Source organism: Duganella vulcania (assembly GCF_009857655.1).
In the GTDB taxonomy this organism is placed as follows: domain Bacteria; phylum Pseudomonadota; class Gammaproteobacteria; order Burkholderiales; family Burkholderiaceae_D; genus Rugamonas; species Rugamonas vulcania.
Window position 1 is genome coordinate 22,042 of sequence record NZ_WWCX01000049.1, and the last position, 17,516, is coordinate 39,557.

Here is a 17,516-nt window from a genome sequence, read left to right on the forward strand (position 1 = left end):
GCAAAAATGGAAACCGCCACTTAGTTTGTATTTTATTGTATCGCCCGGTAATTCTTTGAAAAGTTGCTATACACTAGCTCCCTTTATTCGGGCAAACATCAGGAATGCAAACTATGCGCAAAACGATCGGCTTCATGGCTCTTTGCTTTACGGCGTCCGCGTTCGCGGCGGAGCCATTCGATGACAAGTTCCGCCAGCTGGACGAGATACTCCCCACCGCCAATTCCTACCGCACCGCATCCGGCGCGCCCGGCGCCGCCTACTGGCAGCAGCGCGCGGACTACACGATCCGCGCCTCGCTCGACGAGGCCAGGCGCGCCATCACCGGCAGCGAGCAAATCAACTACCACAACAACTCGCCCGATACGCTCAGCTACCTGTGGGTGCAGCTGGACCAGAACATCTACAAGAAGAATTCCGACGCCCGCATGATGCTGACGCAGCCCTCGCGCGAAGCATGGGCCAAGGCGCGCACGCCGGAAGACGGCTACAAGTTCGAAGGCATGCGCGGCATCCTGGCCGGCCGCGAGTTCGACGGCGGCTACAACATCAAGACCGTGAGCGCCGGCGGCCAGCCGCTGAAGTACACCATCAACCGCACCATGATGCGCATCGACCTGCCGGCGCCGTTGAAGCCGGGCCAGAGCTTCGTCTTCAACATCGACTGGTCCTACAACATCAACGAGCAGCAGGTGCTGGGCGGGCGCTCGGGTTACGAGCACTTCGAAGAAGACAAGAACGACCTGTTCGAGATCGCCCAGTGGTATCCGCGCATGGCCGCCTACTACGACGTGATGGGCTGGCAGCACAAGCAGTTCCTGGGTTCCGGCGAGTTCACGCTGGAATTCGGCGACTACGACGTGCAGCTGACCGTGCCGGCGGACCACGTGGTGGCCTCCACCGGCGAACTGCAGAACCCCAACGAGGTGCTGAGCGCCGCGCAGCGCGACCGCCTGGCCAAGGCGAAGACCGCGTCCGCGCCGGTGGTCATCGTCACGCAGGAGGAAGCCGAGAAGGCCGAGAAGTCGGTCAGCACCGCGTCCAAGACCTGGCACTTCAAGGCCGCCAACGTGCGCGACTTCGCCTGGGCCTCCAGCCGCAAATTCATCTGGGATGCGCAGGGCTTCAAGAAGGATTCCACCAACGTGATGGCGATGTCCTACTATCCGAAGGAAGGCAATCCGCTGTGGGGCAAGTACAGCACGCAGGCCATCATCCACACCATCGACCAGTACAACAAGTACAGCTTCGATTATCCGTATCCGACCGCGATCTCGGTCAACGGTCCAGTGGGCGGCATGGAGTATCCGATGATCTCCTTCAACGGCCCGCGCCCCAGCAAGGACAAGAAGACCGGCGCCCTCACCTGGTCGCAGCAGACCAAGTATGGCCTGATCGGCGTGATCATCCACGAGGTGGGCCACAACTACTACCCGATGATCATCAACTCGGACGAGCGCCAGTGGACCTGGATGGATGAAGGCCTGAACACCTTCGTGCAGTACCTGGCCGAACAGGCGTGGGAAGACAACTACCCGTCGCGCCGCGGCGAGCCGCGCAACATCGTCGACTACATGCGCAGCCAGAACCAGGTGCCGATCATGACCAACTCGGAGTCGCTGCTCCAGTTCGGGAACAACGCCTACGCCAAGCCGGCCACCGGCTTGAACATCCTGCGCGAGACCATCCTGGGCCGCGAGCTGTTCGACTACGCGTTCCGGGAATACGCGCGCCGCTGGAAGTTCAAGCGCCCTACTCCGGCCGACTTCTTCCGCACCATGGAAGACGCTTCCGGCACCGACCTTGACTGGTTCTGGCGCGGCTGGTTCTACACCACCGACGCGGTGGACATCAGCATCGACGGCATCAGCGAATATGGCGTGAGCACCAAGGACCCGGAAAAGGAAAAGGCATGGAAGAAGGCGCAGAAGGACGCGCAGCCGATTTCGATCTCCGAACAGCTCAACAAGCCGCTGCCCAAGCGCCTGGATGCGCATCCGGAGCTGAAGGACTTCTACAACGAGCATGACGAATTCACCGTCACCAACAAGGACCGCAACGGCTACGCCGAAGCGATCGAGAAGCTGGAGCCGTGGGAGAAGAAGCTGCTGGACCAGGGCAAGCACCTGTACCTGGTGGACTTCTCCAACCTGGGCGGCATGGTGATGCCGCTGATCCTGGAGATTGAACTCAAGAGCGGCAAGAAGTACATCGAGCGCATTCCGGCCGAAGTATGGCGCTACTCGCCGAAGAAGATCACCAAGTTGATCGTCACCGACGAGCCGATGGTGGGCCTGACCCAGGATCCGTTCTGGGAGACCGCCGACATCGACACCAGCAACAACGCCTGGCCGCGCAAGGTGACGCAGTCGCGCCTTGAGCTGTTCAAGACCGACCGTGACCGCAATAACCTGATGCGCGACTTCAACACGCCGCTCAAGGGCAAGGGCGACAAGTCGTCCAAGGACTCGTCGGCCGAATGATGCGGCGTGCCTTGCGCCTGGCCGCGGCGGCCGTGCTGGCATGCGCCGGCGCGGCGGCCGGCGCCCATAATTTTCACATGGGCATAGCGGACATCAGCTACAACGCCCGCACCGGCAACACCGAGATCGTGCACACCTACACGGCGCACGATGTCGCCACGCTGCTGACGAATCTCTACGGCCGCAATTTCGACCTGGGACAGGCGGACAGCGAAGCCCCGCTGCGCCGCTATGTCGAGCGCCAGTTCTACCTGGAAGGCCCGGACGGCAAGCGCCTGCCGCTGCACTGGGTCGGCATGAAGGCGGATGCCGACAGCATCGTCATCTTCCAGGAGGTCGAAGGCCGGAAACTGGCGCCGGCGACGCGCATCCACAACGCCCTGCTGGTAGACTTCCTGCCATCTCAAAAGAACACCGTGAACCTGCAAGCCGATGGCCCCGTCCAGACTCTCATTTTCGATCAAGGCAGCGTCGATCAAGCCATCCACTAAGTACCTGCTGCTGTTCGCATTGGGCTCGGCGCAGGCCGACGACCAGATCCTGCAACGGGTGCTGGTCGATGGCTCGCGCGCCAACCAGCTGGGCGTGGCCGATGCCGCCAGCGCGGGCAGCGTATCGCAGCAGGAGCTGGCGGCGCGCACCGTCTACCGACCCGGCGAGATTCTTGAAGCGGCGCCCGGCCTGATCGTCAGCCAGCATAGCGGCGAAGGCAAGGCCAATCAGTTCTATCTGCGCGGCTTCAACCTGGACCACGGCACCGACCTGCGCACCACGGTCGATGAGATGCCCGTCAACCAGCGCAGCCACGCGCATGGCCAGGGCTGGACCGACCTCAATTTCCTGATCCCCGAACTGGCGGTGCGGCTCGATTACAAGAAGGGACCCTACTCCGCCGAAGAAGGCGACTTCGGCTCGGCCGGCACGGCGTCGGTGGTGTACGCCAACCGCCTGCTGCAAGGCGTGGCCTCGACGTCGGCCGGCCAGCACGGCTACGGCCGCGCGCTGCTGGCCGATTCGCTGGAGGTCAGCAGCGGCAGCGGCAACGGCAGCCTGCTGTACGCGGTGGAGGCGCTGCACAACGACGGCCCCTACACGCATCCCGACGACTACCAGAAGCTGAACGCGGTGCTGCGCTACAGCCAAGGCTATGCCAACAACGGCTTCAATGTCAGCCTGATGGCCTACCGCGCCGGCTGGAATGCGACCGACCAGATTCCGCTGCGTGCCGTGCAGGACGGCCAGATGGCCCGCAACGACGCCGTCGATCCGAGCGACGGCGGCAAGTCGCACCGCTACAGCCTTTCCGGCGCGTGGCGCCGCACCAGCGACGACAGCGCTTCCAGGGTCAACGCCTACATCATCGCCAACCGGCTGGACCTGTATTCCAACTTCACCTACTTCATGGACGATCCGGTGCATGGCGACCAGTTCGCGCAGCCGGACAAGCGCGTCACCAGCGGCGTCAACGCAAGCCACAGCTGGCACCAGCATACGGAGAACGGCAACAGCGCCACCACCATTGGCGTCCAGCTGCAAAACGATAATATCTTTAACGGCCTGCTGGCCACGCAGGCGCGCAAGCCGCTGGCGGTCACGCGGCAGGATCACATCGTCGAATCGAGCATGGGGCTCTACGTCGAGAACAACACGCGCTGGAACGGCGCCTTCCGCACCGTGGCCGGTGCGCGCATCGACAGCTACCGCTTCGACGTGCGCAGCAGCCTGGCGGCCAATTCCGGCAAGGCCAGCGACCATCTGGTGAGCCCGAGCCTGAGCCTGATCTACGGTCCGTGGCGGACGGCGGAACTGTACGCCAACATCGGCAACGGCTTCCACAGCAACGACGCGCGCGGCGCCACCATCCGCATCGATCCCAAGACCGGCGCGGCGGCCGACAAGGTGGCGCCGCTGGTGCGCTCACGCGGCATGGAGCTGGGCGCGCGCGGCAACTGGCTGCCAGGCTTGCAGACATCGTTGTCGGTGTACCGTCTGGATTTCGATTCGGAGCTGACCTTCGCCGGGGACGCCGGCACTACCGAGGCGGGACGCCCGAGCCGCCGCCATGGCGTGGAGATTTCGAACTACTACAAGCCGCTGAAATGGCTGTCGGTCGATTTGGACCTGGCCTACGCGCGCGCCCGTTCGCGCGATGCCGCGCCGGAAGGCGACCATATCCCCGGCGCCATCGAAGGCACCGGCCAGCTGGCGCTGACCGTGGAGGATGGCGGCCCGTATTCCGGCTCGCTGAAGCTGCGCTACTTCGGCCCGCGTCCGCTGGTTGAAGACAACAGCGTGCGCTCCAAACCAAGCCTGACGCTGAACGGCCGCCTCGGATGGAAGCTCCGCAAGGGCCTGACGCTGGAACTGGAAGCCTTCAACCTGACCAACCGCCGCGATTCCGCCATCGACTACTACTACCCGTCGCAACTGAAAGGTGAAACGGCGCCGGTCAACGACATCCACTTTCACCCCATCGAATCGCGCTCGCTGCGGGCGACGCTGGTCAAGAACTTCTAGCCATCGTCGCTCAGGTGGTCACAGATTGTGACCACCTCTCCAGGCTGAAATTCTCGAAAGCGCTGCTATTCGCGTTCACCGAACACGCCGCGATCCAAGTCGCCAATGTATTGATTAGAACTCTTCCCACTCGTCGTTGCTCGCTGTGCTGGCCTTGAGTTTTTTCGGCGCGGGTGCAGCCGGCTTGGCGACCGGCTTTGGTCGAGCGGCGGCTTTCGGCAGCGCAGCGACCACCGGCGCGGCGGCGCGCACAGGCGCCGGACGGGCCGCCGGCGCTGCTTGCGCGGCATACGAGGCGTTGATCTTGAACGCGCTGACCACCCGTTCCAGCTTGTCGGCCTGCTCGCGCAGGGTCTGCGCGGCGGCGGCGGTCTGCTCCACCAGCGCGGAATTCTGTTGCGTGGTCTGGTCCATCTGCGTCACCGCCTGGTGCACCTGCGCGATGCCGTCGTTCTGTTCCTGCGTGGCGGCGCTGATCTCGCCGACGATGTCCGTCACCTGCTTGATGCTGGCGACCACTTCATGCATCGTCGTGCCGGCCTGCTCCACCAGCTTGGTGCCGGAGCCGACCTTCTCCACCGAGTCGTCGATCAGCGCCTTGATCTCCTTGGCCGCAGCGGCCGAGCGTTGCGCCAGGTTGCGCACCTCGGTCGCCACCACCGCGAAGCCCCGGCCCTGCTCGCCGGCGCGCGCCGCTTCCACCGCCGCGTTCAGCGCCAGGATGTTGGTCTGGAAGGCGATGCCGTCGATGACCGAGATGATGTCGACGATCTTGCGCGACGATTCGTTGATGGAGCCCATGGTCACCACCACCTGCTCCACCACGCTGCCGCCCTGCGCCGCCACGTCCGACGCCGAACGCGCCAGCTGGTTGGCCTGGCGGGCGTTGTCGGCGTTCTGGCCGACGGTGGAGGTCAGCTGCTCCATGCTGGCCGCGGTCTGCTCCAGCGCGGCCGCCTGCGACGAGGTGCGCTGCGACAGGTCGCCGGTGCCGCTGGCGATGTCCTGCGAGGCGCTGCCGACCGCGATGGTCGAGGCGCGCACGGTGTCGATCACGCCGGCGATCTGCTCCAGCAGCTTGTTGAACGCGACGGCGGTGTGGCCGATTTCGTCCATGCGTTCGATCTTGATCTGGTGCGTCAGGTCCAGCGACTGGCTCACGTCCTCCAGCGTGCCGCGGATCGACGCCAGGCTGCCCTTGATGATGATGTACAGCTGCCAGGCCAGCGCGCCGGTTACCAGCAGGCCGAGCACCACCGCGCCCACCATCAGGCGGAAGGCGAACTTGTAGGCGGCGTCGCTGGCCTCGCGCACATCGCCGATCAGCTTGTTGTTGTAGGCGATGTGGTCGTCGAAGCCCTTCTTGACGGCGGCGGCCGACAGCGCCAGCGGCGTGCCGGCCAGCAGCGTGGCGCGCACCGCGTCCATGTCGCCGGCGTGGGCGCCGGCCAGGAAGGGAATCAGCGCCTGGCGGTAGGCGGCCATATTGGCCTTGTCCGCCTCCAGCATCTTGCGGTCGGTGTCGTCGAAGATGCGTTCCTTTTCGTAGGTCGCGATCACCTCGTCGAACTTGGCGTGGGCGTCGTTGTAGGCCTTGTCCAGCGCGCTCTTGTCGGCCAGGTTGGAGAACACCGACAGGCGGTAGCCGGCCAGGCGGCTATCGGCAAGATAGCCTTTGGCCATGTTCAGGCCGGCGATGCTGGGAATCAGCCGGTTCTGCACCATGTCGAGGCGCTGCTGCGCCGTGGACAGCTGAGTGAGGCCGGTAATACCGACGAAGATCAGCGCAAGCAACGCCAATGACAGAGTCAAGATCAAGCGCTTTGTAATAGTCATGGTGACTGTTCCCATAGTAGTGACGAAGAAGCCAGCCGTCTTTGCGGCCACGGACCAGTATAGCGGAACGATGTTACTTCAAATTAACAATGCGGCAATTTACGCCGCATTTTCTACCAAAACACAACGCATGCAAGACGCTAGCCCCTCACTCAGAAGCGCGCCTTGGCACGCAGGCCCACCGTGCGCGGACGCACCATGAACAAGGTGTCGCCCGGCTGGATGGCGATGGTGTTCGGCGTGACATCGCTGACCTTGGCGCCGTTGGTCAGGTTGGTGCCGAACAGGCCGAACTCGTAGGCGCCGGTCTTGTAGGTGATGGTGGCGTTGAGCGTGTTGGACGACGGGATCTGCGCATAGCTGCCCTGCGCCGCCGCGAAGTTGGTGTAGGCGTCGCTGTGGTAGGCGTAGCTGGCGGCGATGCCCACCTCGTCGTTGCCGCGCACCGGAATGGTGTAGCTGGCGGTGGCGGTGGCAGACAGGCGCGGCGCATACGGCGCGCGGCTGCCCTCCGGGATGTTCTGGGCGGCGATGCCGGTGACCACGGTGCGCGTGGCGTAGGCGTGGTTGTAGGCGGCGCTCAGGCCGAGCGTGGCGTGGCGGGTCAGCTTGAGGGCGGTCTCCAGCTCCAGTCCTTCGCTGCGCAGCTTGCCGGCGTTCTGCGTGAAGTAGTAGGTGCACGGCAGCTTGTTGAACACCTGCACGTCCTTCCACTCGATCACGTAGGCGCTGGCGTTGACGGTCATGCGCTGGTCCAGCAGCGTGTTCTTCGAGCCCACTTCATAGTTCCACAGGCTGTCCGGCGCGAAGGTGGCCGGCGCGTTCACGCCGCAGAAGTTGAACGGCACCGGCTGGTTGTTGCCGCCGTAGCGGAAGCCCTTGCCGGCCGAGGCGTACAGCATGTGCTCGCGGTCGACGCGCCATGTGGCGGCGAAGCGCGGGTTGGCGCCGCGCGAGGTGGCGCTGCTGTTGCTCACTTCCGGCTGGCCCACCGGCGCCGACGGCGTGGCGCCGATCAGGTTGCCGAACAGGCCGGTGAAGCGCAGGTCGAAGTCCTGTGTGCCCTTGAACAGGCGCAGGCCGGCCGTCAGGTCCAGCTGGTCCCAGACGGTGTAGGTGCCTTCGGCGAACAAGGCCACCTGGCGCGACTTCGTGTTCTGCGTGCCGGAGAAGAAATCGTTGGGCTGGAAGGCCAGGTCGTTGGCCTGCGAGTTATAGCCGGGGAAGTTGTGGGCGATGGCGAAGCGCTCGTCGAAGCCGGTGGTCGGCTCGTCCTGGCGCGTGTCGCGCTTGCCGCTTTCAAGGAAGGCGCCGGCGGTCCACTTCAGCGGCCCGCCGCCCTTGGAGTTGAGGCGGAATTCCTGCGCGAAGTCCTGCACCGCATTGCCGATGGTGTAGGCGGCCTGCATCAGCGGGTTCTTGCCGCCGAAGATGAAGGCGGTGGCCGGGTACTGGGCCGAGGTGACGTACAGCGTTTCGCGGTGCAGGTAGGAGGTGGACGACACCAGCTGCGCGCCGCCCATGTCGTAGCTGACGCCCAGGTTGTACAGCTGCAGGTTGTCGTTGCTGGTCTGCGGCAGCAAGGCGATGGTGGTGAACGGCGCCAGGCCGGCGTAGGCGTCGTTGACGCCGCCCTTGATGTTGGAGGCGGTGATGCTGGCGTCGACCATCAGGTCCGGCGAGGCGCGCAGGCGCAGCGCGGCGCGCGCCTGGTTGGTGGAGACGTCGTTGGTGGTCTTGCCATTGAGCTGGTTGCGGATGTAGCCGGAATCGTTGCCGGTGTAGCCGGTCAGGCGCAGGCCCAGCACGTCGGCCTTCAACGGCAGGTTGACCATGCCGCGCAGGTTGCGGTTGACGCCACCGAAACCGGAGGTGTCCGAACCGACCGCCTCGACGGTGCCGAACAGCTCGCCCAGCTCGGGCTTCTGCGTGATCTGGCGCACCGCGCCGGCCATGGCGCCGGCGCCGAACAGCGTGCCCTGCGGCCCCTGCAGCACTTCCACGCGCTCCAGGTCCAGCACCTTGAGGTCGGGGTTGGACGATTTCAGCGTGACCGGCATGTCGTCGATGTAGACCGCCACCAGCGAGGCGTCCTGCACCTCGGACGGGACGATGCCGCGCACCACCAGCCCGCGCATGGTGATGTTGTTGACGCCCGGCGCCTGCTGCTGCACCGACATGGCCGGCACCAGGTTGGCGATATCGGACAGGTTGCCCTGTCCGTAGCGGGCCAGGCCCTCGGGCTTGAGCACGGTGATGGCGGCCGGCACCTGCTGCACGTCGACCGCGCCGGCCGCGCGCGTGGCGGTCACTTCGACCCGCTCGATTTTTTCCGTGCCCACTTCCGTCTCGGCCGCCTGCGCCGCCAGCGCGCCCATCGACCACAGCGCCAACGCGCGATATGCCTTCACTTGCTTGCCCATCCTGCCCTCGTGTCGTTTTAAACAGCGCGCAGTATAACGTTAGGTGAGACAACGCACAGCGGAGGCGGCAGGACGGCGGGAGAATGCCCCCATGGACAAGTCACCCACAGGCTCCAAACCGCCACCCGCCGCCTACGCCCTGCATCGCCAGATGCGCGCGGTGCAGCGCTGCATCGCGGCGTCAACAGTGGAGGAATCGGAACGGGCGACCAGATGGGCGACTGCGTGGTACAGGCTGGTGCAACGCAAGCTGGAACAGCTCCAGCATGCGCCGAGGTATTTGCATTAGGTGATGGCGAGACATCAGGCGGGGACGTAGCAACCGCCGGCGCGGTGCTCCATGGCGCTGCGGTCAAGCACGATGACGGTGCCGCGGCGGTATTCGATCATGCCCTCTTCCTGCAGCTTGCCGGCGCAGCAGGTGATGCTTTCGCGCCGCACGCCGAGCAGGTTGGCGATCATTTCCTGCGTGACCTTGAGCTCGTTCGACAGCGAGCGGTCCAGGCGCTCCAGCAGCCAGCGGCACAGGCGCTGCTCGATGCTGCCGTGGCGCACGCCGGCCACCGTCTGCGCCAATTGGGCGAACAGCGCGCTGGTGTGGCGCATCAGCTGGCGCGCCAGCGCGCCGCCGTCGAAGAAGGCCGAGCGCAGCACGGATGCCCTGACGCGGTAGCCGTAGCCGGCGGTCTGCACCACGGCCGAGCAGTTGGCGCGTTCGCTTTCGTACATCGACACGCCCACCACGCCCTCGCGGCCCACCACCGCGATCTCGGCGGCGCCGCCGTCCTCGGTCACGTATTGCAGCGAAACGATGGCGTTGGTGGGGAACCAGGCGTAGTCCATTTTCTCGCCGAAGTCGAACAGGTGTTTGCCCGCGGGCAGCGGCACCAGTTCCAGATGTTCAAACAGGCTGATCAGTTCTTCGCGCGACAGGGCGCGCAGCAATTCATTCTGCTGGGCGCCGGTCAAGCTGATGGCCGGAGTGGATGCCTCGGCTTGCTCGGTATCCTGCGTTGCGGTAGGGCGAGTGAAGTGGTACATGGCAAACCTCTTAGAGTTGTTGATCGATGCGACCTGATGAACAACACTATAGGCCCGCCCTGGGTGGCCGATTATCGGAGCACGCACCGGCTCTATGTAGGTTGGGAACATAGGGTGGTGTGGTCCCAGTCCTACGGAGGCCGTTGCCCACGGCCACCACCGCGGCGCATCACACCTTGAATTTGAAGCGCGAGGCCTCTTCCAGCAGGCGTTCGTCGCGGCTGCGCAGGCGGCCCGGGTTGCGGCGGTGATTGGGTTCGGAGACCACGCGCTGGATCACGGTCTCGGCCACACCGCGCTGGCTCAAGTAGGCCGCCGCGCTGTCCGGGCCTTTACGATCGGCAACTTCTATGCCGGCTTCGACGACTTCCGCGCCAACGTAGTCGGGACGGAATGTATGCGTGGTGGACATGGCAACCTCCAAAACGGGTAATGGATGGTGAACGTTCCGATTGTATAGCAGACTGGACCTATGGTAGGTGCGCGCCGGAAATGAGAGGGCTAATATCGCAACACTATCGTGACCCGGAAACCACACATGAACCTTACTCCCATCGCCCGCGCGCTGCTGGCCTGCATGCTGCTGGGCGGCACCGCACAGGCCGCCGCGCCGCAGGTGCGCACGCAGGCGCCCGGCTACTACCGCATGATGCTGGGCGACTTTGAAATCACCGCCTTGTCGGACGGCACTCATCCTTTCCCCATCGATACGGTGATGACCCATATCGGCCCGGAACAGATCACCCGCGACCTGGACCAGGCCGGGCTGCGGGCGCCGGTGCAGGGTTCGATCAACGCCTTCCTGGTCAACACTGGCAGCAAGCTGGTCCTGGTGGACGCCGGCGCGGGCAGCCTGTACGGCGATTGCTGCGGCAAGCTGCTGGACCATCTGCGCGCCGCCGGCTACCGGCCCGAGCAGGTTGATGAGGTGCTGCTGACGCATCTGCACAAGGATCACGCGGGCGGCATCGTGGCGCGCGGCGCGCCGGCCTTTCCCAACGCCGTGGTGCGGTTGTCGCAGGCCGAGGCCGACTACTGGCTGACGCCGGCCAACAAGGACTCGGCGCCGGCTTTCCTGTCGAGCTTTTTCGACAGCGCGGCGGCGGCCGTGGCGCCATATGGAAAGCGCCTGCAGCCGTTCGGCGCCTTCGGCCAGATCGAGTCCGGCATCGAGGCCCTGCCCGCGCCCGGCCACACGCCGGGGCACGCGATGTACCTGGTGCAGAGCAAAGGGAGGAAGCTGCTGATCTGGGGCGATATCGTCCACGTGTCGGCGATCCAGCTGCCGCACCCGGACGCCACCGTCAAATACGATACCAGCGAGGCCAACGCGCAGGCGACGCGCCGCCGGCTGCTGGACATGGCGGCCGGCGGCCAGCTGACGATAGGCGCGGCGCATATCGCCTTCCCCGGCCTGGGCCGGATCCGCGCGTCGAACGGCGCCTACCAGTGGCTGCCGCTCAACTACGACGGCGCGCCCGCCGCCGATTGACCTGCCCGCGCGCCGCGCCTAGAAGCTGTAGCGCAGGCCGGCGCGGTACACGCGGCCCACCACGTCGTACAGCGTCGGGTTGATCGCGAAGCTCAGGTTGGCCTGCGGCGCCGCCACCGGATCGACGTTGCCGAGGTTGTCGATCTTGAAGTAGGCCGTGGTCTTGTCGCCGAGCTTGTAGGTCCCGCCGAGGTCGACGTAGAACGCGCCCTTCATCTGGTTGTTGTAGATGGTCGGATGGATCACGGTCGAGACCGGGCAATTGGTCTGGCACTCGATGAACTCGTTGCTGTAGACGCCCTTGCTGATCCAGCGCTCGCTCAAGGTCAGGCTGTACTGACTGGTGTCCCACGACTGCGACGCCATGCCCTTCCATTTCGGCGTGCCGCCCAGGCTGCTGCCCGCGCCCTCGGACGGGATGGTGCCCACCACGCCGGGATCGGTCAGGAAGCTGATGGTGCGGGTGGCCAGCGCGCGCAACGTCAGGCGGCCGGGCAGGCCGAAGTCCTTCAGGTTCATGCGGTAGGACGCCTCGAGGTCGTAACCCTTGTTGCGCAGCGAGGCCAGGTTGAACGCCTGCACCGTCACGTAGTTGCTGGTGGGCGTAGGACTGTTGAGCACCATCGCCGAGCAGATTTCCTGGTTGCCGGCCACGCACAGGTCGACTTCCTGCTGCGCCGTCAAGGTCGAGATCACGCCATCGACCTTGATGTCGAAATAGTCCGCCGACACGCTGAAGCCGGGCGCCCAGTGCGGGCGGTCGAGCACCACGCCCAGCACGGTGTTGCGCGCCAGCTCGGGCCGCAGCCGGGTGTTGCCGACGGTGCGCTGCTGCACGGTGATGGTGTTGCCCTGGTAGCTGACCACGTTGTTGACCACGACGGCCGCCGCGTACAGTTCGCTCAGGTTGGGGGCGCGCACGTCCTTGGAGGTGACGGCGCGCAGGCGCAGGCCGTCGATGCCGGTCTTCCAGCTGCCGCCGATCTTCCAGCTTTCCACGTTGCCGGAGGTGCTGTAGCGGGTGCGGCGGTCGGCCAGGTTCAGGTTGGCCTCGCCCCACGTGGCGGACTTCAGCACCGGGATGTTGAGCTCAACATAGGCTTCCTTCACGTCGTAGGTCCCGGACGCGCTGTGGTAATTGCCCGCGTACCAGTTGTTGCCGACCGCGGTGTTGAGCAGCGGATCGGCCGGGTAGTCGGCCGTGTTCGGGCTGCCGGCCGAGACGCCGTTGCCGTACGGGTCGCCCGTGACGCTGTAGTGTTCACGGCGGTACTCGGCGCCGGCCGCCACCGCGACCGGCCCGGCCCACGAGGAAAAGGCCTCGCCGTTGAGGTTGAAGCTGGCGACCTGCTGGGTCTGGCGGGTGTGCTGTTGCGGCCCCATGGCCGGCTCGACGTAGGCCATCGCGGCCGGATCGGCCGGCACGTCGCCAATGATGTTCAACGGCCGGCAGCCGGACGCCGCCGCCACCGGATTGCGGCAGACGATGGTGCCGTTCGGGCCGCGCACGGCGTCGATGGCGGCGTTGTAGCGGGCGTTGAGCGTGATGTCGTGGACCAGGATGTCGGTGCGGTTGCGGCCGTATTCGGCGTAGGCGTCGTACGACCATTCCTTGCCGGCCAGCGGGAACTTGCCGTCGGCGCCGAGCACCACGCGCTCCATCTGGCGGGTGGGATGGACGTTGATATTGGACGGGAAGCCGGCGTTGGCGGTGCCGTACTGGAAGCTGGTGATGTTGTTGGCCGCGCAGGCGGCGGCGATGGACGCCGGCAGGAAGGGATTGTCGCACTGGATCGTCAGGTTGGCGTTCTTGGCCGCGCCGGGATTGGGCGAGAACACCGACCGGACCTTGCCGGCATTGGCGGTCAGGTAGATCTCGTGGTCGGGCGTGAGGTCGAAGCCGACGCGGGTGTAGGCCACCTGGCGCTCCAGGTCCATCGCCAGGTTGGTGCCGGCGCCGACGCTGCCACTCAGGTCGCCGCCGACGCAGAAGGGATTGGCGCAACCGGTCACGGCGCCGGTGCCGGTCGGCTTGCCGTTGGAGCCGTAGTTGAACTGGTAGGGCGCGCCGCCCGGCCCGAACGCCGTGCCCTGCAGCGGACCGTTGGTGATCAGGCCGTACTTGGCGTACTGGTACTGCTGCGCGTGGTCGATGACGGTGTACTGCGGCTTGCCGTCGTTGGTCTGGGACAGCGGACGGATCTGGTAGGCGGTGTTCTTGTACCAGCTGCGGCCATTGGCGCCGACCTCGCCGAAGCCCGGCGAATCGATGCCCTGCTCGCGGCCGTATTCGCCGCTCACCGCCACATGCAGGCGGTCGTCCATGAACGCCCTGCCCCAGGCCGCCTGCAGCGTGGCGTTGCGGTCGTCGCGGTAGGTGGTCTGGCCGCCCTCGACGTTGACCTTGAAGCCGGTGAATTTCTTGTCGGTGATGAAGTTGACCACGCCGCCGATCGCGTCCGAGCCGTAGGACGCCGAGGCGCCGCCGGTCACCACGTCGACGCGCTTGACCAGCAGTTGCGGGAACTGGCTGACGTCGGTCACGCCGGTGACGTTGGCGCCGACCACGCGCTGGCCGTCGAGCAGGGTCAGCGTGCGGATCGGGCCGAGGCCGCGCAGGCTCAGCGAACTGAGCCCCTGGATGCCGCTGCTGGTGCTGTTGGTGCTGGTGGTGCGGCCGGTGCTGCCCTGCAGGGCCGGCAGCTCGGCAATCGTGTTGAACAGGTTGGGCTGGGCGCTCTTGGCCAGGTCGTCCGCGGTGAGCGTGGTGGTCGGCGTGGGCTGCGTGAAGCCGCGCGCGGCGATGCGCGAGCCCGATACGGTCACGACGGCATCGGCGGCGGGTGTGGCGGGGGTGGCGGCCGGCGCGTCCCCGGCCGGGTTCTGGGCGGCGGCTTGCTGGGCGTGGGCTGGCATGGCAAGCCAGCAGCTGGCGACGGCCAGGCTCATCATGGTGTTACGGCTTCGGATCGGCATTGTAGTCTCCTGCTATTTTTTTATGGGAATAGTGGCCGGCGCGCGGATTCCTGACGGCTGCGCGAAGGTAGTGCCTGTTGCATGGTCCGGCCCGTCACGCCGGACAACATCAGAATCCGGCGAGTATCCGCGCCACCAGCACGCGCGGCGGCGCGAGGATGTCCAGCACCATACCGGCCTCGTCCACCTGCAACGGCTCCAGGTCGCGCAGCTGGCTGTCCAGCAGCGACAGCGGCATGTAGTGGCCGGCCCGCTCCCGCATGCGGCTGGCGATCAGCGCGCGGTCGCCGCTCAGGTGCGCGAAGTGCAGCGCCGGATCGGCGCGCCGCAGCTGGTCGCGGTACTTGCGCTTGAGCGCCGAGCAGGCCAGCACCAGGCCGCCGTCCGCCTGCTCGATCTGCGCCCGCAATGCCAGCAGCCAGTCGCCGCGGTCGGCGTCGTCCAGCGCGACGCCGGCCGACATCTTGGCCACATTGGCCGGCGGATGAAACCGGTCGCCCTCGATGAAGGGCACGGCCATGGCGGCGGCCAGCGCCTGCCCCACCGTGCTCTTGCCACAGCCACTAGCCCCCATGACCACCCAGCGGGTTTGCTTCATTCATCTCTCCAAATAAGGTAGCGCTAACATTTCTGCCGGGCCGGAATCGCGCAAATGTGACGCGCAATCATTCAGTCAGGCAGAGGATTCAACAAAGTCGATGGCCACACAAAGGTAGCGTTATCATTTTTGTAGACTTTAGACTAACGTAGGTATTTGTAAAGAAGTATCTGCGCTGCGGCGCAGCACGGCAGGACGCCGTGTCAGCTTGAAAACGCCGCCGTGCAGGGGCTACGGCGGCGCAGCATCGTTACGGCGGGCGTGGACGGAAAGCCACGCCCGCCGCTGATGGCGGTCTTACTTGGCCGGTACGGCGGCCAGCATCTCGTGGCTGCCGGAGGTGCGTTCCGGTGCCTTGTGCACCATGGTGTAGGCGTAGTCCACGCCCATGCCGTAGGCGCCCGAGTGCTCGCGCACGATGGCCATGACGGCATCGTAGGTTTCGCGGTGCGCCCAGTCGCGCTGCCATTCCAGCAGCACCTGCTGCCAGGTCACCGGCACCACGCCGGCCTGGATCATGCGCTGCATCGCGTAGTCGTGCGCTTCCTTCGAGGTGCCGCCGGAGGCGTCGGCCACCATGTAGATTTCGTAGTCGCCTTCGGCCATGGCGCACAGCGCGAAGCTGTTGTTGCACACCTCGGTCCACAGGCCCGAGACGATGACCTTCTTCTTGCCGTTGGCCTTGAGCGCGTCGCGCACCTTCTGGTCGTCCCACGAGTTCATCGACGAGCGTTCCAGCAGCGGCTTGCCTGGGAAGACGTCCAGCAGCTCAGGGTAGGTGTGGCCGGAGAAGGCCTCGGTCTCGACGGTGGTGATGGTGGTCGGGATGTTGAACACCTTGGCGGCCTTGGCCAGGCCCACGGTGTTGTTCTTCAGCGCCTGGCGGTCCATCGATTGCACGCCGAAGGCCATTTGCGGTTGATGGTCGATGAAGATCAACTGGCAGTTAGTCGGGGTCAATACTTCAAGTTTGGGGTTGGTCATGATAGCGTCCATTTCGATGAGGTGGGTACGGCGCCCGCTGCGTTCAGCGCGGCTGCGATCATCTTAGGGCGGGCGCCAACGCCGCACCACTGGCTAAATGGAGAGGCCGGACTAACCTTTTACAGGCCGCGTCAGCGCGCCGGCATCTGCTCGTTGAGGAAGGCCACGGTGGCGTCCACCGTGGGTTGCAGCCAGGGGTCGAACAACCAGAAGGAATGCGGCGTATCCGGCAGCACCAGCGTGCGGCTGGCCACGCCGGCCTGCGCCATGGCGGCCGCCATGTCCTCGCGGCCGGCGGAGAAGCGCGGCTGCGCGCTGGCGATGAACAGGATGGGCGGCATGCCGGGGCGCACGTAGCGGACCGGCGATGCCTCGGCCCAGCGCGCGGCCTGCCCGGCGTAGCGCCCGCCCAGCCAGGCGCCGGCCGCCGAGGGGTGCTTGGCCGGGTCGTCCTCGTGCTTCAATGCGAGTGCCGTCGTGAAGTCGGACAGGCCGTCGATGTTGACGATGGCCTGCACCGCACTCGATATGCCCCCCTCGCCCGCGCCGGGATCGAACTGCGCAAGGTGGCCGGTGACGCCGGCCAGGCTGGCGATCTGGCCGCCGGCCGAGCCGCCCGCCAGCGCGATGCGTTGCGGGTCCAGGTGGTACTCGCTGGCATGGGCGCGCACCCAGCGCACGGCGGCGCGCGCGTCGTGGATGGCGGCCGGATATGGCGCCTCGCCGGAAAGTCGGTAGCTGATCGCGGCTGCGGCGTAGCCCTGCCGCGCCAACCGCACGGCCATCGGCGCGAACTCGGAGCGGAAGCCGGAGCGCCAGCCGCCGCCGTGCACCAGCACCACCACCGGCATGCCGACATCGGCGCGCGCGGCCAGCGGCAGGTAGAGGTCGAGCTTCAGGCAGCGGTCGCCGTGCTGCGCGTAGGTCAGGCCATCGATGCGGTTCACGTCCACCGGCAGCGCCGCGCTGGCGATGCGGATGGCGGGATAGTCGCGCGCGAGTTTGGCGTAGGTGTGTTGGGCGTCGTAGGTGTTGGCGGGATCGGGCGGCGGCTCGATGCAAGGCGCGGCGGAGGCCGCGGCGTGCAGGCACAGCGCCGCGAGTGCGGATAGGAAACGGACGGCGGAGGTGGCGGGCATCATGGACGCCGAGTATGCCACACGCGG

12 protein-coding genes are annotated in these 17,516 nt (G+C 66.0%); 4 read left to right on the plus strand and 8 right to left on the minus strand.

Annotation, left to right across the window (positions count from 1 at the left end; translation table 11 throughout):
* Nucleotides 1-113: 113 nt before the first annotated feature.
* The 3 genes from GTP90_RS22350 to GTP90_RS22360 are packed head-to-tail and all read left to right on the plus strand — an operon-like array spanning nt 114 to nt 5,000.
* Entirely contained in the window at nt 114-2,483 is a 2,370-nt protein-coding gene (locus GTP90_RS22350; protein ID WP_161085609.1) for a M1 family metallopeptidase, read from the plus strand.
* Nucleotides 2,480-2,974, plus strand: a complete 495-nt coding sequence (locus GTP90_RS22355) for a DUF6702 family protein (RefSeq protein ID WP_161085610.1) — start codon at nt 2,480-2,482, stop codon at nt 2,972-2,974. The genes GTP90_RS22350 and GTP90_RS22355 overlap by 4 nt, the downstream gene beginning before the upstream one ends.
* Nucleotides 2,916-5,000 (plus strand): TonB-dependent receptor, encoded by a 2,085-nt coding sequence (locus GTP90_RS22360; protein ID WP_161085611.1) that lies wholly within the window; start codon nt 2,916-2,918, stop codon nt 4,998-5,000. Before GTP90_RS22355 ends, GTP90_RS22360 begins: the two co-directional genes overlap by 59 nt.
* Before the next feature lie 114 nt (nt 5,001-5,114).
* Here the strand turns inward: GTP90_RS22360 and GTP90_RS22365 are convergent, their stop codons facing one another.
* The 4 genes from GTP90_RS22365 to GTP90_RS22380 all read right to left on the minus strand — a co-directional run bounded on the left by GTP90_RS22365 (nt 5,115) and on the right by GTP90_RS22380 (nt 10,712).
* Nucleotides 5,115-6,836, minus strand: a complete 1,722-nt coding sequence (locus GTP90_RS22365) for a methyl-accepting chemotaxis protein (protein ID WP_161085612.1) — start codon at nt 6,834-6,836, stop codon at nt 5,115-5,117.
* Nucleotides 6,837-6,988: 152 nt separating this feature from the next.
* On the minus strand, nt 6,989-9,259 hold the full coding sequence (locus tag GTP90_RS22370) for a TonB-dependent receptor (RefSeq protein ID WP_161085613.1): 2,271 nt from the start codon (nt 9,257-9,259) through the stop codon (nt 6,989-6,991).
* Between the two features lie 303 nt (nt 9,260-9,562).
* The gene (locus GTP90_RS22375) at nt 9,563-10,300 is read right to left on the minus strand and encodes a Crp/Fnr family transcriptional regulator (protein ID WP_161085614.1); all 738 of its coding nucleotides are present in this window, start codon (nt 10,298-10,300) and stop codon (nt 9,563-9,565) included.
* Between the two features lie 169 nt (nt 10,301-10,469).
* Nucleotides 10,470-10,712: a hypothetical protein gene (locus GTP90_RS22380; RefSeq protein ID WP_161085615.1), complete on the minus strand. Its 243-nt coding sequence runs from the start codon at nt 10,710-10,712 to the stop codon at nt 10,470-10,472.
* Between the two features lie 126 nt (nt 10,713-10,838).
* Here GTP90_RS22380 and GTP90_RS22385 point away from each other — a divergent pair, with 126 nt between their 5' ends.
* Nucleotides 10,839-11,792, plus strand: coding sequence for an MBL fold metallo-hydrolase (locus GTP90_RS22385; protein WP_161085616.1), 954 nt, complete (start codon nt 10,839-10,841; stop codon nt 11,790-11,792).
* Nucleotides 11,793-11,810: 18 nt separating this feature from the next.
* On the opposite strand, the gene GTP90_RS22390 is transcribed toward GTP90_RS22385, so the two are convergent.
* The 4 genes from GTP90_RS22390 to GTP90_RS22405 form a co-directional block, all read right to left on the minus strand.
* Nucleotides 11,811-14,768: a TonB-dependent receptor plug domain-containing protein gene (locus GTP90_RS22390; protein ID WP_254451996.1), complete on the minus strand. Its 2,958-nt coding sequence runs from the start codon at nt 14,766-14,768 to the stop codon at nt 11,811-11,813.
* Between the two features lie 109 nt (nt 14,769-14,877).
* Nucleotides 14,878-15,366, minus strand: coding sequence for a gluconokinase (locus GTP90_RS22395; RefSeq protein ID WP_254451997.1), 489 nt, complete (start codon nt 15,364-15,366; stop codon nt 14,878-14,880).
* 297 nt (nt 15,367-15,663) lie between these two features.
* On the minus strand, nt 15,664-16,350 hold the full coding sequence (locus tag GTP90_RS22400) for a hydrolase (protein WP_161085617.1): 687 nt from the start codon (nt 16,348-16,350) through the stop codon (nt 15,664-15,666).
* Between the two features lie 131 nt (nt 16,351-16,481).
* Nucleotides 16,482-17,492: an alpha/beta hydrolase gene (locus GTP90_RS22405; protein ID WP_161085618.1), complete on the minus strand. Its 1,011-nt coding sequence runs from the start codon at nt 17,490-17,492 to the stop codon at nt 16,482-16,484.
* Between the last annotated feature and the right edge of the window lie 24 nt (nt 17,493-17,516).